This is a genomic window from Flavivirga sp. 57AJ16 (genome assembly GCF_028736925.1).
Taxonomy (GTDB): Bacteria; Bacteroidota; Bacteroidia; order Flavobacteriales; family Flavobacteriaceae; genus Flavivirga.
The window spans coordinates 191,043-209,455 of sequence record NZ_JAQZAT010000010.1; the positions used below are offsets into that span (position 1 = coordinate 191,043).

Annotated in this window: 12 protein-coding genes; 6 read left to right on the top strand and 6 right to left on the bottom strand. The window is 35.4% G+C overall.

What is annotated here, in order from left to right:
* Positions 1-102 precede the first annotated feature (102 nt).
* Positions 103-1,098, top strand: a complete 996-nt coding sequence (locus PQO00_RS12935) for a hypothetical protein (protein WP_274185262.1) — start codon at positions 103-105, stop codon at positions 1,096-1,098.
* Positions 1,099-2,093: 995 nt separating this feature from the next.
* On the opposite strand, the gene PQO00_RS12940 is transcribed toward PQO00_RS12935, so the two are convergent.
* From PQO00_RS12940 to PQO00_RS12960, 5 genes are all read right to left on the bottom strand, one after another.
* Positions 2,094-3,584: a cellulose synthase family protein gene (locus PQO00_RS12940; protein WP_274185263.1), complete on the bottom strand. Its 1,491-nt coding sequence runs from the start codon at positions 3,582-3,584 to the stop codon at positions 2,094-2,096.
* The gene (locus PQO00_RS12945) at positions 3,581-4,273 is read right to left on the bottom strand and encodes a glycosyltransferase family 2 protein (protein WP_274185264.1); all 693 of its coding nucleotides are present in this window, start codon (positions 4,271-4,273) and stop codon (positions 3,581-3,583) included. The genes PQO00_RS12940 and PQO00_RS12945 overlap by 4 nt, the downstream gene beginning before the upstream one ends.
* A complete protein-coding gene (locus PQO00_RS12950; protein WP_274185265.1) occupies positions 4,270-4,806 on the bottom strand; it encodes a toxin-antitoxin system YwqK family antitoxin in 537 nt (178 codons plus the stop codon). Before PQO00_RS12950 ends, PQO00_RS12945 begins: the two co-directional genes overlap by 4 nt.
* Positions 4,807-5,116: 310 nt before the next feature.
* Positions 5,117-6,706 (bottom strand): 4Fe-4S dicluster domain-containing protein, encoded by a 1,590-nt coding sequence (locus PQO00_RS12955; RefSeq protein WP_274185266.1) that lies wholly within the window; start codon positions 6,704-6,706, stop codon positions 5,117-5,119.
* An 8-nt stretch (positions 6,707-6,714) separates the two neighbouring features.
* On the bottom strand, positions 6,715-8,013 hold the full coding sequence (locus tag PQO00_RS12960) for an NAD(P)/FAD-dependent oxidoreductase (protein ID WP_274185267.1): 1,299 nt from the start codon (positions 8,011-8,013) through the stop codon (positions 6,715-6,717).
* Positions 8,014-9,140: 1,127 nt separating this feature from the next.
* On the opposite strand from PQO00_RS12960, the gene PQO00_RS12965 reads away from it, so the two are divergent.
* The 4 genes from PQO00_RS12965 (at position 9,141) to PQO00_RS12980 (ending at position 13,739) form a co-directional block, all read left to right on the top strand.
* Positions 9,141-9,854 carry a DUF547 domain-containing protein gene (locus PQO00_RS12965; protein WP_274185268.1) on the top strand — a complete coding sequence of 238 codons (714 nt, stop codon included), beginning with the start codon at positions 9,141-9,143 and terminating at the stop codon, positions 9,852-9,854.
* A 25-nt stretch (positions 9,855-9,879) separates the two neighbouring features.
* On the top strand, positions 9,880-10,800 hold the full coding sequence (locus PQO00_RS12970) for a hypothetical protein (RefSeq protein ID WP_274185269.1): 921 nt from the start codon (positions 9,880-9,882) through the stop codon (positions 10,798-10,800).
* A 153-nt stretch (positions 10,801-10,953) separates the two neighbouring features.
* A complete protein-coding gene (locus PQO00_RS12975) occupies positions 10,954-11,964 on the top strand; it encodes a glycoside hydrolase (RefSeq protein ID WP_274185270.1) in 1,011 nt (336 codons plus the stop codon).
* A gap of 515 nt (positions 11,965-12,479) precedes the next feature.
* Positions 12,480-13,739, top strand: coding sequence for an outer membrane protein assembly factor (locus PQO00_RS12980; protein ID WP_274185271.1), 1,260 nt, complete (start codon positions 12,480-12,482; stop codon positions 13,737-13,739).
* Positions 13,740-13,840: 101 nt separating this feature from the next.
* Here PQO00_RS12980 and PQO00_RS12985 read toward each other — a convergent pair whose 3' ends face one another.
* Positions 13,841-17,293 (bottom strand): pyruvate carboxylase, encoded by a 3,453-nt coding sequence (locus PQO00_RS12985; protein ID WP_274185272.1) that lies wholly within the window; start codon positions 17,291-17,293, stop codon positions 13,841-13,843.
* Positions 17,294-17,467: 174 nt separating this feature from the next.
* Here PQO00_RS12985 and PQO00_RS12990 point away from each other — a divergent pair, with 174 nt between their 5' ends.
* A complete protein-coding gene (locus PQO00_RS12990) occupies positions 17,468-18,199 on the top strand; it encodes a metallophosphoesterase family protein (RefSeq protein ID WP_274185273.1) in 732 nt (243 codons plus the stop codon).
* Positions 18,200-18,413: the final 214 nt, after the last annotated feature.

An 18,413-nucleotide genomic window follows, 5' to 3' on the forward strand; every position in this document is an offset into this window, starting at 1 on the left:
TATAATATTATTTGTTGGTCGGTTTAAAAATGGAATGGCTTACTAAGCAATGAATAAAATATTCAAAAAGATAAAACGTTATCAAACAAAAATAACCTACTTATGAAAACCCCAATTTTTAACATGGCAGTTCTTTGTGTTGCTGTAAGTTTCATGACCTCGTGTTCATCGGACGACCCCAGTGATAAAAATACCAACCCAGATCCAACGGGCTATATAGAGGCTGTTGAAAATATTCGGATTTTTCCAGTAACACACCCTTTAAATGTAGATATTTCTTCTAGCCCTGTTGATGTGAACTCAGATTTAATAATCAATAATATAGGTGCCGATAAAGGCCCTTTTCCAGATTTTGGTAGTGGTGAGTGGCAAGGTGCCCCTATTGGAATTCCTTATGTTGCTGTAAATGGAAGTCAGCCAAAAGTACCCATAGCTTTTAGGGCCAATAGCTATGACGGGAATTATGGAGACGAGAGCGACCAAGGACCGTTTCCTATTCCTTTAAATGCACCTATAGAGGGCAATGGAGCAGGTGATAGTCATGTTATTTCTGTTGATGTAGAGCATGGTATGTTATATGAATTATATAATGCTTCCCAAGTGGACAATGGTTTTGAGGCCTCTTCGGCCGCTGCCTATGATTTAAACAAAATAGAATTTAGACCAGATGGCTGGACGTCGGCAGATGCTGCGGGTTTACCTATATTTCCGTTATTGGTAAGATATCCGGAAATAGAAAAGGGCGTTATAGACCATCCTATACGTTTTACTATCACAAGAAGTAAGGTGTATGAAGGTTATGTACACCCTGCAAGACATCTCGTCTCTGGAAATACAAGCGACGAGCTATTGCCTTTTGGTGGAAGATTACGACTCAAAGCAGATTATGATATCAGTGGTTTTTCAGAAACAAATCAAATGATCCTAACTGCTATGAAAAAATATGGGCTTATGTTGGCCGATGTTGGTTCTGATATGTTTATTTCGGGTGCGCCTCATGAAAAATGGGATAATGACGACCTTAAAAACTTACAACAAGTCACCCTGGATCATTTTGAGGTTATTGAACTGGGAACTATTACTTTGAATGATGAATAATTACGGATAAAAGTGAAACGGCCAAAACTGTATTAGAGTCCATTTTTAATCTGGCTTACTGAATGCGTGTGTTGCATGATTAAAATAATTTAAGGAATTTTTTTTTAATAATAATCTTCTAAAACCTATTTTACCTTATTTTGTTACATGAAATCGATAATCATAATAATTTAACATAATCTGCATTTGAATAGACCCGACAGGTTTTAAAAACCTGTCGGGTCTGCTCATTCTATGATATTTCATCTTGATTCAACTGTATTACTTTGAATGATGAATAGTTACGGATAAAAGTGAAACGGCCAAATCTGTATTAGAGTCTATTTTTAATCTGGCTTACTGAATGCGTGTGTTGCATGGTTAAAATAATTTAAGGAATTTTTTTTTAATAATAATCTTCTAAAACCTATTTTACCTTATTTTGTTACATGAAATCGATAATCATAATAATTTAACATAATCTGCATTTGAAGAGACCCGACAGGTTTTTAAACCTGTCGGGTCTGCTCATTCTATGATATTTCATCTTGATTCAACTGTATTACTTTGAATGATGAATAGTTACGGATAAAAGTGAAACGGCCAAAACTGTATTAGAGTCCATTTTTAATCTGGCTTACTGAATGCGTGTGTTGCATGGTTAAAATAATTTAAGGAAATTTTTTTTAATAATAATCTTCTAAAACCTATTTTACCCTTATTTTGTTACAAAAGACCTGACAGGTTTTAAAACCTGTCAGGTCTATAGATGAAAAACAACTGATATGATCATATTGTTTCTGATTTTTAAAAAATAGCTTCGAACGACATTTTATCTTGGTTTGACTATATTTTATCCTTACTCTGTTACAAAATTAAATGAGTTTTAACCAACATATAACATCCCATCTAAATAAGTGGAAGGCTAATCCAAATAGAAAGCCCTTGATTTTAAGGGGGGCTCGACAGGTCGGTAAAACTACTGTAATCAATTAGTTTTCTAAGCAAAATACTTTTTAAGCCTTAGAAGTCAAAGACTTAATAAATACATAGCCAAAACCTAAAAACAGCATCAGGTGAAAAGGGAAGAGCCCGAAATCACCACCTTGATCGCCCACAACAAAGGCGCTGTACATGCCAAAACCGAAGTAAAGCATAAGCAACCCTTCGAAAATAACATGTACCGAAACTGTTTTTTTTATGTATTTGTTATTTTTCCAACTATCTTTTAATGTGTTGATGTTAAATTTTGGAGTGCGTATAAATTCACTCTTTTTACCTAAATGGCCTTCCAGAACAGCAATAGAGTTGTGCAACGAAAAGCCCATGGCGATTGAGAAAAACACAAAGAACATCCCTATATAACTTATAAAGTTTTTTATACCGTCGCCATAGATTTTTTTATACATAATCCAATAACAAACAAAAAAGATAATAGTGCTTACTACAAAAAAGCTCATCACATAAAAATAAGGCTTTAAATGGGCATATTCATTTTTTATGTATAGCATGGGGATACTTAGTACGGCGACTATCAGGATGTTTAAAAACATGGTGCTGTTAAGTAAGTGCAATAGGCCGTGTACTTTGGTCTTAGCTGATATGTTTTCGTTTTTAAGTACCTTCCACATCATTTTTCTAAAGTTTTCTGCACCGCCTTTGTTCCATCTAAATTGTTGTGAGCGGGCTGCACTTATCACGACTGGAAGTTCGGCAGGTGTTTCTACATCTTCAAGGTATTTGAATTTCCAATTTTTTAATTGGGCGCGGTAGCTTAGATCGAGATCTTCGGTCAAGGTGTCACCTTCCCAATTGCCCGCGTCTATAATACACGCTTTACGCCACACCCCGGCAGTACCATTAAAATTGATAAAATGGCCTTTACTGTTTCTGCCCACTTGCTCTAACGTAAAATGGGCATCTAAAGCAAAGGCTTGAATTCTTGTAAGTATGGAATAATTACGGTTAATGTGACCCCAGCGGGTCTGTACTACGCCAATACTTTTATCTTTAAAATAGGGAACGGTACGTTTTAACCAGTCTTTTTTAGGAAGAAAATCAGAATCGAAAATGGCAATGAACTCGCCTTTGGCAACTTCTAGACCTTTTTTAAGAGCACCTGCTTTAAAACCGCTACGATCGGTTCTGGTGATGTGTCTAATATCTAATCCGGTAGCTTTTAAGGTTTCTATTTGTTGGCGTGTGCTTTCGATAGTTTCATCGGTAGAATCATCTAAAACCTGTATTTCTAATTTGTTTTTGGGATACTCTATTTTTGCCATGTTATCCAGGAGACGTTCCATCACATACATTTCATTATAAACAGGTAGTTGTATCGTTATATATGGAACCTCGTCAGGGTTTGAAAGGTCGAATTTTGAACAATCATCACATTTTTTTTGAGCACTGATGTAATTAAAAAGAAGGTTTAATTGCGCTAATGCATATAAGAATATAAGCAAAAGAGCTATAGTATAAACCACTATTATAATAGTTTGAGGAATCATTTTTTAATACTGTATTTAAAAATCCAACCTAAAATTTTTATGCCTGCAAATATAGCGCCTTTAACCGTGCCTGAAACTTTTGAAATCCCTATTCTATTTCTATAATTAACTGGTATTTCGGTATATGTAAATTTGTGTTTTAGTGCTTTTAATTGCATTTCTACTGTCCATCCATAGGTTTTGTCTTCCATATTAAGTGCTAATAGTTTCCCGTATTTAATGGCTCTAAAAGGCCCTAAATCTGTGAATTTTGCACGAAAAAACAAGGTCATTAAAGAAGTTGCCAGCCAATTTCCAAAAATTTGGGGCACCGTCATAGAACCTTGTTCTCTAAGTCGTTTTACTCGTGCACCTATTACAAAGTCTATATTATCATTTATAATGGGATCGACAATTTTGGTTAGTTCTTCAGGGTAATCACTGTAATCACCATCTAAAAACACAATAATGTCTGGCTTCTTTTCTTGGTTTGCGATATAATCCATCCCCTTTAAACAAGCATAACCGTAACCTTTATTGGCCTCGGTTAAAACGGTTGCACCTGCTTTTTTTGCATTAATTTCGGTATCATCATTGGAATTATTGCTCACTACAATAATTTCATCAACACTGGTTGGGATATCATTAATGACATTCGCGATTGATTCCGCTTCATTATAAGCGGGTATGATAACTTTTATACGTGTCATTGAAGATCAGAGAGTTTGTTTTCTTTCTTAAAGGACTTGTAATCTGTCCACTCCTTAATTTTTTTACCAGCTTTATACTTTTTTGCAGAAACTAATTTTTCGTTTTTATACATCAAGCAATAACCGTTTTTCTGATTGTCTTTTAATTGGCATTTGTGATCAATTTTTTCCATATCGTTATAAAACAGCCACCAATTGTTCTTTTTACCATCAATAAAATGGCCTTCCGATTTTTTATTGCCATTTTCGGCATAAAAATACCAATATTTTACAGGTTTATCCTGTTGAAAATGGCCTTCTTTTTTAACGTGACCGTTAGGATAATAAAATGTCCAATAGTTGATTTTCTTATGATCATTATTTATCCATCCTTCAGATTTTATATGGCCGTTATCATAATAGGTTTTCTTATATGATGTTTGGGCGTTCACACTAAAAGTGGCGAATAGGACTAAACTGAAAACTGTGACTGAAAACTTCAAACTTTTTATCTCAGCATGACTGAATGAGTTTGATTTGTCTTTTCGTTTCAATGTCATTAATTTAAAATAACTACTTTTCATTTAATTAGGTTGACAATTTAAATAACAAAATGTCAGTCCGAGCTTGTCGATGGCTGTTCTCTATTTATTCTGCATAATTTTTAGAAAACTCAATCAAACCTTTCCAATTCTCGTTAATTAACACTTTTTTTTCTAGGGCTAAACTGCAAACTGCGACCGAAAACTGTAAACTATTTATCTCAGCATGACAGGTTAACCTTAATTTGTCTTTTGTCTTTTGTCTTTTGTCTTTTAGTTTTAAAATGACAAATAAAACTAAACTGCAGACTGCGACTGAAAACTATTTATTATTAACCAAATCCATTAAATCAACATTGTTTCCTAGCAGTATTTCTGTTGGGTTAATACGTCCTTTCATCGTGTCGTTCTCTAACTTTAAAACACCTCTTGGGCATACCGCACTACAGATACCACAACCCACACAACTAGAACGTACTATATTTTCACCTTTTTGGGCATAGGCACGAACATCAATGCCCATTTCACAACTAACAGAACAGTTGCCACATGAAATACATTGTCCGCCATTAGTCGTGATTCTAAATTTAGAAAATAAACGCTGTTGGAATCCTAAAATAGCAGCCATAGGGCAACCAAAACGACACCAGGCCCTACTTCCTAAAATAGGATAAAACCCGGTGCCAATAACTCCAGAAAATATAGCGCCTATATAGATCCCGTAAGCAGCACGTAAGTCACTTCCCTTTATAAAGAGCACATGTTCGCTTGTACCGGTTAAGTGCATGGTAACCAGTAATACAATAACAACAAAGTAACCTATGGCCCCATATTTGGCATCTTTACCAAGTTCGTGACGTTTAAAATACATCACCCCTGCAAAAACTAAGGTTAAAAACCCCATGACCAAACTAATAAATACGCCTCTAGTTAGCCAAAACGTATTGTGATCATAGCCTAAATAGCTATATACCATGGCTACCGTCATAACTACAGAAAATACCAGTACCGTATGAATTAACCAACGTTCTAATTTCCAAGCAGACATTTTGTTAGAAGATAAATGTCTAAAAGGGTCACCAGCAGTTTCGGCTAACCCGCCACAACCGCAAACCCAGGAACAGTACCAGCGTTTTCCATATTTATAGGTCAATATGGGCGTGATAACAAAAATAGAAATGATCCCAAATAATAGGAGCCCTAACCCAATATTTCCATTAGAGAGAAATGCTTTTACAGACCATTCATCAAAAAGGTAATAGTTAAGGGGCCATATGCTTTTAAGATCATAATAAGGCAGATCGGAATTCATGACATACATAAATTCCGGGATCAAAAAGGCAAAGCTTAATTGAAAAAACATAACAGAAGCCGTTCGTAATTGTTGATATCTGTTATGCCTGTATTTAAGCATGAATTTATATCCAAAAGCCAAAATAGCTACCGTGTATAATGTTCCGTAAACAAACCATTGACTGGCATTTCTTCCACTTAATAGATTGCTTAAAGGATCAAAAAGAGAAACCAAGCCTGTATTTTCTGCACCATCTTTGCCCAATCCCAAATATTGCGGATAAAAATACAATACAATATAGAATGCTGTTAAAATAACCCCCAGAATCCAACCCCAAACACCACGTGACGATATGGATTTAAACCAAACGCCATCATTTTTTATGCCTTCTAATGTGGTTAAATAAGCATCCCTTGAATAGATTATTGTACCAGCAAAGATCAAGGCTAATGATAGGGTCAAGAATAATCCTTTGTGGGGAAAATGGGTGTTAAATAAAGCAAGTGTTAATATGAATAATCCTATTATACCAATCGCCAAAGCTACTTTTTGCTTGTTTGAAATATCTACAGCATCCGGTTTTGCCAAAGACATGCTGTGATTTAATTTATTGCTCATGATATATTTTATACGGTTTGTAATTCATTTTTAAAGACAGCATAAATATCGGCTTCATAAGTTTTATAGAACTCTGGATCAAAGTTGGCCTTTCCCAAATGCTTCATAACATAATCGACATCCTTTTTTTCTGTAAGCCATGTATCGAATATCTCATGTTGCATTCTAATACCGAAGGTGTTTATTCCTAAGAACGCGTTAGTCTTTTTGTCATAACATACCGTTATACATTTAGTGTCGTCTGCATGTTTCCAATGGAAATGGGATTCATTTTCCCGGGGCTTTGCAAATACCCATCCATACGTTTGATATTCGATGTCTAAAAACTTGGCAGAGTTAAACCAATGTCCGGGATTGTACTGCATACGATTACCACAAATGGTCTGCGCTACCGTTTCACCCATCATACGACCTGTGTACCATACGGCTTCGATAGGGCGGCGCCCATTAATACCTTCGTGTTGTTCGGCACAATCACCAATGGCGTATATATCTTGGATATTGGTTTCTAAAAACGGATTTACTTTTACACCGCGTCCGGTTTCAATGTCCGAATCTTTTATGAAATCAATATTAGGAGACACCCCAGCAGTGAGACCAACAACATTACAAGCAATTTCCTCCCCGGTTTCTTCTATGATTATAGATTTAACCTTGCCATTCTCATCAGGTATGATCTCTTTTAAATTGTTGCTTAACCTTAAATCTATATGGTGATTCTTTATGTGTCTGTTAATCATGGTCGATTCTCCTTCTGGCAATATGCCATTCCAAAAACTATCTTCTCGAACTAAAAAAGTAACAGGGATATTACGACTGTTAAGCATTTCTGCTAATTCAATACCAATAAGGCCACCACCCACTATGACGGCTCTTTTACAAACCTTATTATTGGGTGCATATTTTTCAAGATTTTCTAAATCTTGTTTATGATACATGCCCATAACGCCATCTAGATCTTGCCCGGGCCATCCAAATTTATTGGGTTTGCTGCCTGTTGCAATAATGAGTTTATCATAAGATAAAGTATCACCTTCTGAGAAATGAAGTGTCTTGTTTTTGGTTTCAATATGCTTAACATACCCTTTTTTAAGATTAATGCTGTTCTTTTCCCAAAACCAATCTTCGTAAGGTTTCGTGTGTTCAAATGTCATATGCCCCATGTATACATACATGAGTGCCGTGCGCGAAAAGAAATAATCTGTTTCTGCAGATACCATGGTAATCTGTTTGTCCGATAACTTACGAATATGTCTTGCAGCTGTCACGCCCGAAATGCCATTTCCTATAATAACAATGTGCTCCATTTGTTGTTTATTGTCAAAATACAGTTAGCCAAAATAATAGATCAAGTCTGCCGATTTGGTAAAGGGTATTTTGTGAATTTTTAGTTGTTGTTAGGGTTTATGTCGCAACTAAAGATAAGAACTTAATGTGAGGACACATATTTAGAATAAATATAAATTACTTTTAACTGTAAGTTTTAAGATAAAGAGCTCAGTTTGACTTTTTCTGTTTCCTAAAACCTGCCTGGCCGGCAGCTACGGAGTACCCACATCTTTTTTCAATATAAAGAACAAAAGCTTATTACCCTTTTTACTTACTTTTAGCTCACTGATCTTATTTGATAAATTGGAGTTCGTGAATCTTCGGTTTCTTTGCCCGTCCAAAGAAAAGTAACAAAAGAAAAGACGCCCTTTCGAGAGGTATTTCTTCTCATGCTGCCGCCAGAGAAGAACCGGGCCCAAAACTTCGCGTCGCCCCACCGCCATGGCCAACGCCAATGCTCCTGTCCCTCGAAGCTTTTTAGTCCTTCGCGCAGTCTGGCACCTACGCTAAAATAGTCCACTGGACTATTTTTAAACGCTCGGTCCCCTTCCGAAAGGTCGGGGACAGTCCTATGGTATTTTTCCAACAGCTAGCAGGGAGACCTGAGCGCTCTATAAAAAGTGGTCTGCAAGGCTGGTGCGGCAAACCTATACAGAAAGCAAGGGACATAGGGCGAGTTCTTTTTATCTGTGGCTGCGACAGAAGATCATGACTTGTGGGTACACCGTAGCTACCGGCAGGCAGGTTTGGGTCTTTTTGCGGCAATGGCAAAAAGATCATGATAATTATTTTGTTTATTTATTTGTGGGTACACCGTAGCTCCGTCAGGCAAGAATAGCTGAAATTCACCCACATTTTGGTGTTTTTCTTATTCATAGCTCAGCTATGCCCTTCAAAAAACACTGTACCTGAATAAATTTCATCTCATTTTAGTTCACTTAACTCTTATTATCATAAATTGGAGTTCATGAATCTTCGATTTCGGTTAAAAACAAAAAATCAAGATGAGTTCAAAATTTAGAAACGAAAAACTTTTTGTTTTTTTTGAAAGTTTGTCAAGATCATTCAGACTGAAGCAAAGTTAAAAATCAATAACGATACAAAAATGAAGCATATAGGTGTTTTAGTATTAATGTATTTTGGAAGCCTGTCGCTTTCTGCACAGGATCTAAATACTTTTTTTGAAAAGGCAGATAGTTTTTTTAAGGTTTATGTAGCAGACGGAAAAGTTGCATATTCAAAAATTAACTCCAATAAAGAATCGCTTCATGAGGTTTTGAAATTAGCGGAAACAATTTCTGTATCAAAGGATGATGCTAAAAACTATCAAGCATTTTGGATTAATGCTTATAACTTATCGGTAATAAAAGGCATTATAGATAACTATCCAACAAACTCCCCTTTGGACCACACTGGGTTTTTTGATAAAACCACCTATAATTTGGCAGGAAAGAAAATCACTTTAAACGCTATTGAGCATACACTATTAAGAGCACAATTTAACGATGCCCGTTTTCATTTCGTATTGGTGTGCGGTGCTTTAGGATGTCCACCTTTAATTAATAGGGCATACCTGCCAGAGACATTGAATTCGCAAATGGATGCGCAAACAAAGCAAGCATTGAACAGTAGTTTCTTAAAGGTGAATACTAAAAAGAAACGCGTTCGGGTATCACAAATTATGGCATGGTATAAAAAGGATTTTACCATGAACGGTAAAACGGAAATAGATTTTATTAATGGCTATAGAACAGAAAAAATACCTGATAATTTCAAACTAAGCTACTTTCCATATAATTGGAATGTAAACAAACAATAAGAACGAACAACAAATCAAAAATAGAATGAAAAGCATCATATTTACGTTACTGGCAATGACGACCATATCGTTTTCTGGTTTTTCGCAAGAATTAGACGATGAAAGCCAAGGGAAAAGTAATATTCAAACCTATACCCCTTCAAAGTTGTTGAAGAAAGGACAATGGGATATTAAATTTTTTAATAGCCTTTATACACAAACAGAACAAACGGATGGCGGGAGTAAATCCCAAAAAATAGCACGGCAAAACTTTTTTACCAATACCACTGAGATCTACACCGGAGTAAGTGATAATGCAAGAATAAATATTGGCTTCGTTTTTCAAGTTAGATCTAATACTTTTGGAGGTCAGGGTGCTTTGAGTGTGTTTGATTTTGATAACAATAAAGTTGATTCTAGAAGTGGTTTTACAACTATGGCACCGTCTATAAGAGTACAACCTTTTGCTAATGTCCCCAATTTTTCATTTACAAGTTCTGTTTATTTTGCCATATTTAGTGATGCCCCAAATGCGGCCTATTTGGATAAAAAAAGTACGTTCTGGGAGACAAAGTTCTTTTTCGATAGAACATTTGGAGGTGGAGATTGGCAAATTTTTACCGAGGCCGATTTTGGGTTTAATTTCGGGGAAAAATCCTCAGAAGCCGATCCTGTTACCGAAAATGTAAGCGAACGTTTTGCGAACAATAGTCTGTTTTTACCGTTAAGCGCTTTTTTAAGTTATTTCCCTTCAAATAAATCAACATTATTTATTAATGCCCAACAGGCTTTTTTAATTGATTTAGGTAACGATTTCTCTCAGCGTTATACTCAATTAGGTTTTGGGGGGAAATATCAATTAACACCATCCTTAAACCTGGAAGCTTCGTTTGGAAAAATAGTAACGGGCAATAGTTTTCAGGGCTTGGGGCAAACATTTAGTTTAGGTTTAAGAGCGTTGTTTTAATTGAAAAGAATGCCTCAAGGATAGTTCGTTTCAAGCAAGGGATTATTTTGTTAATACCAATTAAATCCCAAAATAATTCAAATTATTTAGATGTCATATTGAAATTCAATAGGTATAATGGTAAATTAGGAGTTTGAAAGAAACCACTTCTATATGAAAAGATTCAAGTTCCTCATTGTCTTTACGGTTTTTCTGCTTCTTCAATCTTGCAATTCCCAAATTAAAAAGATTAATGGCGTTAGTTTTGTAGCTGCAAGAGAAGCGATCAATCACCATCATGTTAACCCCGTAATTAATGTAAATGCGAATTATGCGGCAGTGATGCCTTTTGGGTTTATTAGGGATCTGTCACATCCCGAGGTGGTGTTTAACACAAAAGGGCAATGGTTTGGAGAGACTCATGCAGGTGTAAAACAGTACATTCGGGAACTTAGAAAAAAGAAGGTTAAAACCATGCTAAAACCGCAAATTTGGGTTTGGCATGGCGAGTTTACCGGCTATATAGAAATGAATAATGAAGCGAATTGGAGGATTTTAGAGTCGTCGTATTCAAAATTTATTTTAGAATATGCGAAGTTGGCCCATGAAGTCAATGCAGAGATTTTTTGTATTGGAACCGAGCTGGAAAAGTTTATTGATAAGAGACCTGATTATTGGTTTAAATTAATAGGCGAGATAAAACAGGTTTATAAAGGGAAATTAACTTATGCCGCCAATTGGGATGAGTTTAAACGAACCCCTTTTTGGGACTTGCTGGATTTTATTGGTGTTGATGCTTATTTTCCCGTTAGCGATAGTAAAACACCAACAGTTGAAGCATGTTTAACAGGTTGGAAGCAACATAAAAAAGTTATCAATACCATTTCTGAAAAATATAAAAAACCCATTTTATTTACGGAATTTGGATATAGGAGTGTCGATTATTCTGGGAAAGAACCTTGGAAAAGTGATAGGGATATGGCACAGGTTAATCTGGAAGCACAAACGAATACGACCAAGGCATTGTTTGAAACGTTTTGGAAAGAAGATTGGTTTGCTGGTGGATTTATTTGGAAATGGTTCCACAAGCATGATAAATCTGGTGGAGAAAACAATGCTCAGTTTACACCCCAAAACAAACCGGTGGAAGATTTGATAAAAGCGCATTATGGCCTATATAAATAAAATATAATGTGTGCCTATAGTTTTAATTATACCAAATGAATTTTAAAATGATTGGTAATAAATTTGAATTATATTTTCTTTAGATGAGATAAAAAACATAAGCATAGCCTAGTTATGTTTATGTTTTTTATTGAAAAATAAAGGAAATAGAAATCGAAGATTCATGAACTCCTAATTATAAAAATAAAAGATAGTGAGCTAAACGGATTTAACCAGTTATTTTGAAGTTTATTTGGTATTATGCCCCCATGCCCTAGTGATTGTGATCCTATAGAATGACACAGAGATACGCAGGGTTTGGTAATGGTTTCTCCGTGTAGCTCTGTGAAATCTCGGTGTAACAGCCAACAAACACAATGTGGGCATTTAATTTAAAATGATTCACAATACAATGATTATTGGTAAGTTAAAGATGGTAAAAATTTAAGTGAGTTCAATGAATATAATTTTACATTGATGGATGTAAGTGAAGATAATTGGGTAAATTGGGTTGTTTTAAAAACATTTAAAATTGAATGAAAAAAGCAGTGCTCTTTTTTGCCTTTTTTATTTTGGTGTTGTCTAGTCTGTTCTCCCAAGAACATACCGTTCATGATCTTAAAATACAAGGGAATAAAAAGCTGAAAGCATCGTTCATAAAAAGTATATCTACCATTAAATCTGGTAGTAAGCTCGACTCCTTGGTTATGGAGCAGGATATTTTACGCTTAAAACGATTGCCTTCGGTGGCACACGCTTATTATCAAATCTTTCCATCTGAAGGAAATCAATACCATGTATTCTATCATGTTGAAGAAAACTTTACACTCATTCCGTCTTTAAATGTTTATACAACAGACGGTGATGAGTTTGCTTACAGGTTAGGGCTTTATGAGTTTAATTTACTGGGAAGAAATATGATATTCGGTGGTTTTTATCAAAAAGACATTTATAGTTCTTATGCTGTAAATTTTAGGGCGCCTTATTTATTTTCAAATAGACTGGGACTGGCTGTAAACCATCAAGATTTAACCACTCAAGAACCTGTTTTTTTTGAAGATGAAACGGCTAACTATAAATATAGAAATAAGTCTTTTGAGGTTTTAGGTTTGTATGAGCTTAATTTTAAGAACAGGTTTGAGCTAGGAGTAAATTATTTTGTAGAAGATTACACCTTTAAAGGAGAAAATATTAATAACAAGCCAGAATTGAATGTACGTAAATGGCTGGTAAAAGGTATTTATGAGTATAATAGCTTAGATTATTATTATCAATATATATCTGGATTTAGAAGTCGGTTTCACTTCCAGTATGTAACATCTACCAATGATATGTTACCGGATTTTTTTATTGGTTGGAACGATTTCTTTTATTTTAAGCGTGTCGGGACAAAAGGAAATTGGGCTTCCAGGTTAAGAATGGGGCTATCAACGAATGATGAAACACCATTTGCTCCCTTTTCCGTGGACAATAATTTAAACGTGAGAGGTGTTGGTAATACTATTGATAGAGGAACAGGCGTGATTGTGCTTAATACCGAATATCGCCATACGCTATATGAAAAAAACTGGTTTGTTTTACAAGGGAATGCTTTTGTAGATAGCGGTACATGGCGGAATCCGGGAGGTGATTTTGGTGATTTTAGTAAAGCGGATAATGTGAAGGTATATCCAGGTTTAGGACTTCGTTTTATTCACAAAAAAATATATAATGCCATTTTTAGAATTGATTATGGTTATGGTATTACCAAAAATGCAACCAAGGGTTTTGTGTTTGGTATAGGACAGTATTTTTAACAAATTCCTGCGAAGGCAGGAATCTACTAGTTTATAGCTTCTATTATTTAAGCAGATTCCTGCCTTTCTGCCCGTCCGGCAGGCGGGCGCAGGAATTTGCATTATTCCAACTGTAATACCAAATCTTCAGAATTCACCATAGTGCCAGCTTTTAAAACAATTCGTTTTATAGTGCCTTTTTCAATAGCGGTAATGGTCGTTTCCATTTTCATAGCTTCAATAATAAACAAAGGTTGATTTTTTGCCACCTGCTCTCCTTTTTTCACTAAAATGGTAGATAGCATACCTTGTAAGGGAGCGCCTATTTGCTTTTCATTGGCTTTATCTGCCTTTACATGTTCAACCTTGTCTACCTTGATGGCATTATTCTTAATTTCCACACTACGTCCTTGTCCGTTCACCCTAAAATATACGGTAACCATCCCAAGGGCATTAGGCTCACCTACAGATTCCAAGGTGATGAGTATGGTTTTGCCTTTGTCTATAGGAACTATGATATTTTCTCCCACATCCATGCCATAAAAAAAGTTTTTAGTAGGCAAGTGCATTAAATTACCATACTTTAAATGTTTGTTATAGGCGTCTGTAAATACTTTTGGATACAGATTATAAGATAAAAAATCGGTAAAGTCAATGGGTCTTCCCATCCCTTTCTCAAATGTTTTTTTAAACAATTTATAGTCTTCTTCCAGATCTATAGGAGGCATATGGGCATTCGGTCTATCTGAGTATGGTTTTTGGTCTTTTAAAATTAATTTTTGAAGTTTTTTTGGAAAGCCTCCAACAGGTTGGCCCAGATCGCCTTTAAAGAAGCTCACAACAGATTGAGGGAACGATATGCTATGACCTCGCTCCAGTACATCTTTAATAGTTAAACGATTACTAACTAAGTATTGGGCCATATCCCCAACCACTTTTGAACTAGGGGTTACTTTTATAATGTCTCCAAAAAGCTGATTGACCTCACCGTACATTTTTGTTATTTCATGAAAACGGTCCTCTAGGCCCAAAGCCTGTGCTTGTGGTTTTAAGTTAGAATATTGCCCCCCGGGAATTTCATGCTTAAACACTTCTCCAGACCCAGACTTTAAACCAGATTCGAAAGGATAATAATACTCTCTAACCGCTCCCCAATAGTTTGAGTAATCATTTAGGGAATCTATATTTATAGAAGGTTCCCGTGCATCGAATCTTAGCATTTCAACAATGGCGTTGAAGTTTGGCTGCGATGTTAATCCAGATAAACCTCCCAGGGCGACATCCACGACATCTACACCAGCTTCTACCGCTTTTAAATAGGTGGCAGATTGAATGGACGAGGTATCATGCGTATGTAAATGAATGGGAATGTTTACTTTTTGTTTTAATGCTGAAATAAGTTCGAAAGCGGCATGGGGTTTTAATAAGCCGGCCATGTCTTTTATGGCTAAAATATGAGCGCCGGCATTTTCAATGTCCTTGGCCAGGCTTGTATAGTATTTTAGATTGTATTTCGTGTTTTTGGGATTTAAAATATCACTAGTATAGCAAATAGAACCTTCTGCCAAACCTTTTGTTTTTTTTCTTACATGATCAATACAGGGCGCAATGGATTCCATCCAGTTAAGGGAATCGAAAATTCTAAAAATATCGATGCCGTGTTCCCAGGATTGCTCTACAAACTTTTCTATTAAATTGTCTGGATACGCTTTGTAACCCACACCATTAGAGCCTCTTATAAGCATTTGTAGCAATATATTTGGCATGGCTTTTCGAAGCATTTGTAAGCGCTCCCAGGGATTTTCCTGTAAAAAACGCATGCAAACATCAAAAGTAGCGCCGCCCCAAACCTCCATGCTAAATATTTCCGGGTGGTTTTTTGCGTAACCTTCTGCAACTTTCATCATATCATAAGTACGCATTCGGGTTGCCAATAAACTTTGATGGGCATCACGCATGGTGGTATCTGTAAAATGAACTTTTTTTTCATGCTTCAACCATTTTGAAAACTTTTCCGGACCTAATTTTGTGAGTAGATCTTTAGTGCCTTCAGGATAATTGGCCGTTACGTCGAATTTTGGGATTTTAGGCTTTACAAATGTTTTTGATGTATCTAATTTTTTTATGTCCTCATTTCCATTTATGATGATATCACCAAGGTAAGTGATCAGTTTTGTAGCTCTATTTCTGGGTATGCTAAAATTAAATAAATCTGGGTTTGACTTGATAAAATTAACCGTTACCTTTCCTTCTTTAAAAGTATCGTGCTTAAGAATATTGATCAAAAAAGGGATGTTGGTCTTTACGCCCCGAATCCTAAACTCGGATAAAGCACGTATTACTTTTCTACTGGCTCCATCTAAAGTCCTACTATTTGCAGTAACTTTAACTAACATGGAATCGAAAAAAGGGGAAATGGTAACCCCTTGGTATATACTTCCAGCATCTAAACGAATGCCAAACCCCGAAGCACTTCTGTATGCCGAAATAGTCCCATAATCTGGTTTAAAATCGTTTTGAGGATCTTCTGTAGTTATTCTACATTGTAAAGCATACCCTGTTACTTTTATAGTTTCCTGATTGGCGATTTTTATTTGCTGATCGGATAATTTATATCCACCTGCTACAAACAATTGAGTCTTAACCAAATCAATATTGGTGACTACCTCTGTGACGGTGTGTTCTACTTGAATTCTAGGGTTTACTTCAATAAAATAAATCGAATCATCGGCATCTACCAAAAACTCTACGGTACCAATATTATTATAATCTACAGCTTTACAAATGTTAATGGCATACTGGTATAGGGCCGTTTTGGTTTCCTCTTTTAAACCATAAGAAGGAGCAAACTCTATGACTTTTTGATAGCGGCGTTGTACAGAACAATCCCTCTCGTATAGATGTACCATATTGCCGTGGTTGTCTGCAACAATTTGAATTTCAATATGTTTTGGGTTTTCTACAAATTTTTCTAAAAACACGGTATCGTCTCCAAAAGCATTGAGGGCTTCCCGTTTACTTTCATTAAAAGCGCTTTTTAACTCTTCTTCTTTTCTTATAACGCGCATACCTCTACCACCACCGCCAGAAGCAGCTTTTAGCATGATAGGAAATCCAATTTTTTCAGCTTCACTTAAAGCTGTTTTTATATTGTTTAGAGGCTTGATATTGCTTTTTATAATAGGAATATTATTATCTAGGGCCACTTTTTTAGCTGTGATTTTATCACCTAAAGACTTTAAAACAGCTACTTTTGGTCCAACGAAAATGATGTTGTTATCTTCACAAGCTTGTGCAAAATCTGCATTTTCGGAAAGAAAACCATAACCGGGATGAATAGCATCTGCACCACTTTCTAATGCAATTTTTATAATAATGTTTATGTTCAAGTATGGTTTTAAAGGATCATTGTCTTCACCTATTTGATAAGCTTCATCAGCTTTGTGCCTATGCAGGGAATATCTGTCTTCAAATGTGTAAATACCAATGGTTTTTACGCCAATTTCTGCACATGCCCTAAAAACTCTTATCGCAATTTCGCCACGATTAGCGACCAATACTTTTTTAATTTCCATTTATTAAATAATTTCCGTTATATGTTATATAAGATTATAAACTTAATAAATTATGGTGAATAATTAAGTTGATTTTTATATAATTGACAGTTTATGTGGATTCGATTATTAATAATGTAATTTTAATTTTATAAGCTTTTAAAAAAAATTATTTTTACCCAAAAAAAGATACTCATGAGAATATTTGCTATAGGGGACATTCATGGCGGTTTAAAGGCTTTAATTCAAGTATTGAACAAAATTGAAATTAAAGATGGGGATACCCTTATTTTTATGGGTGATTATGTAGATGGTTGGAGTGAATCGGCTCAGGTCATTCAGTTTTTAATAGAATTATCCCAAAAAATAAATAGTGTTTTTATAAAGGGCAATCACGATGTTTGGTGTGAGAACTGGTTGCGATCCGATGATGTGGATCCTATTTGGTATATGCACGGTGGAAAAGAAACTATTGAAAGTTATGCTCCTTTTTCTGAAGATGAAAAAAAGAAACATTTAGCATTTTTTGAAAACATGCCATTATATTACATTGATGATAAAAATCGTTTATTTGTACACGCAGGTTTTACATCGATGCATGGTGTGGAAAAAGAAGTGTACAAAGAAACATTTTATTTTGATAGGACACTTTGGGAGATGGCCTTAACAAAGGACAGTAATATAAGCGAAGACTCTCTTATGTATCCTAACCGTTTAAAACATTATAAAGAAATTTATATAGGACATACGCCCACTACTAATTTTAAATCTGATACCCCAATGCATGCCGGTAATGTTTGGAATATTGATACAGGTGCTGCATTCAAAGGGAAGTTGTCCGCCATAGACTTAGATTCAAAAGCTATTTTTCAAAGTGATAATTTGCCAGCATTATACCCTAATGAAAAGGGGAGGAATAAGGATTGACATTCCTGCCTTACTTAAATAACGTGAGTTCGATTTAAAACAAGGGAATTTTTAACAATAAATTCACTAATAAAGCGATTTGTCGCCTTGAGCGCAGTCCTTTAGATTTGTATAATAGATTATATCTATAATGATGATGATGATTAAAGAGGGGGTGCAGGGGGAGACTCATAGCTAATAAAAATGTTAATAACTTTGAATTGATGAATAAATA

What these genes read in the sequence shown, in the direction of transcription:
- PQO00_RS12935 (WP_274185262.1), top strand. Translation starts at nt 103, where the DNA reads ATGAAAACCCCAATTTTTAACATGGCAGTTCTTTGTGTTGCTGTAAGT.
- PQO00_RS12940 (WP_274185263.1), bottom strand. Translation starts at nt 3,584, where the DNA reads ATGATTCCTCAAACTATTATAATAGTGGTTTATACTATAGCTCTTTTG.
- PQO00_RS12945 (WP_274185264.1), bottom strand. Translation starts at nt 4,273, where the DNA reads ATGACACGTATAAAAGTTATCATACCCGCTTATAATGAAGCGGAATCA.
- PQO00_RS12955 (WP_274185266.1), bottom strand. Translation starts at nt 6,706, where the DNA reads ATGAGCAATAAATTAAATCACAGCATGTCTTTGGCAAAACCGGATGCT.
- PQO00_RS12960 (WP_274185267.1), bottom strand. Translation starts at nt 8,013, where the DNA reads ATGGAGCACATTGTTATTATAGGAAATGGCATTTCGGGCGTGACAGCT.
- PQO00_RS12965 (WP_274185268.1), top strand. Translation starts at nt 9,141, where the DNA reads ATGAAGCATATAGGTGTTTTAGTATTAATGTATTTTGGAAGCCTGTCG.
- PQO00_RS12970 (WP_274185269.1), top strand. Translation starts at nt 9,880, where the DNA reads ATGAAAAGCATCATATTTACGTTACTGGCAATGACGACCATATCGTTT.
- PQO00_RS12975 (WP_274185270.1), top strand. Translation starts at nt 10,954, where the DNA reads ATGAAAAGATTCAAGTTCCTCATTGTCTTTACGGTTTTTCTGCTTCTT.
- PQO00_RS12980 (WP_274185271.1), top strand. Translation starts at nt 12,480, where the DNA reads ATGAAAAAAGCAGTGCTCTTTTTTGCCTTTTTTATTTTGGTGTTGTCT.
- PQO00_RS12985 (WP_274185272.1), bottom strand. Translation starts at nt 17,293, where the DNA reads ATGGAAATTAAAAAAGTATTGGTCGCTAATCGTGGCGAAATTGCGATA.
- PQO00_RS12990 (WP_274185273.1), top strand. Translation starts at nt 17,468, where the DNA reads ATGAGAATATTTGCTATAGGGGACATTCATGGCGGTTTAAAGGCTTTA.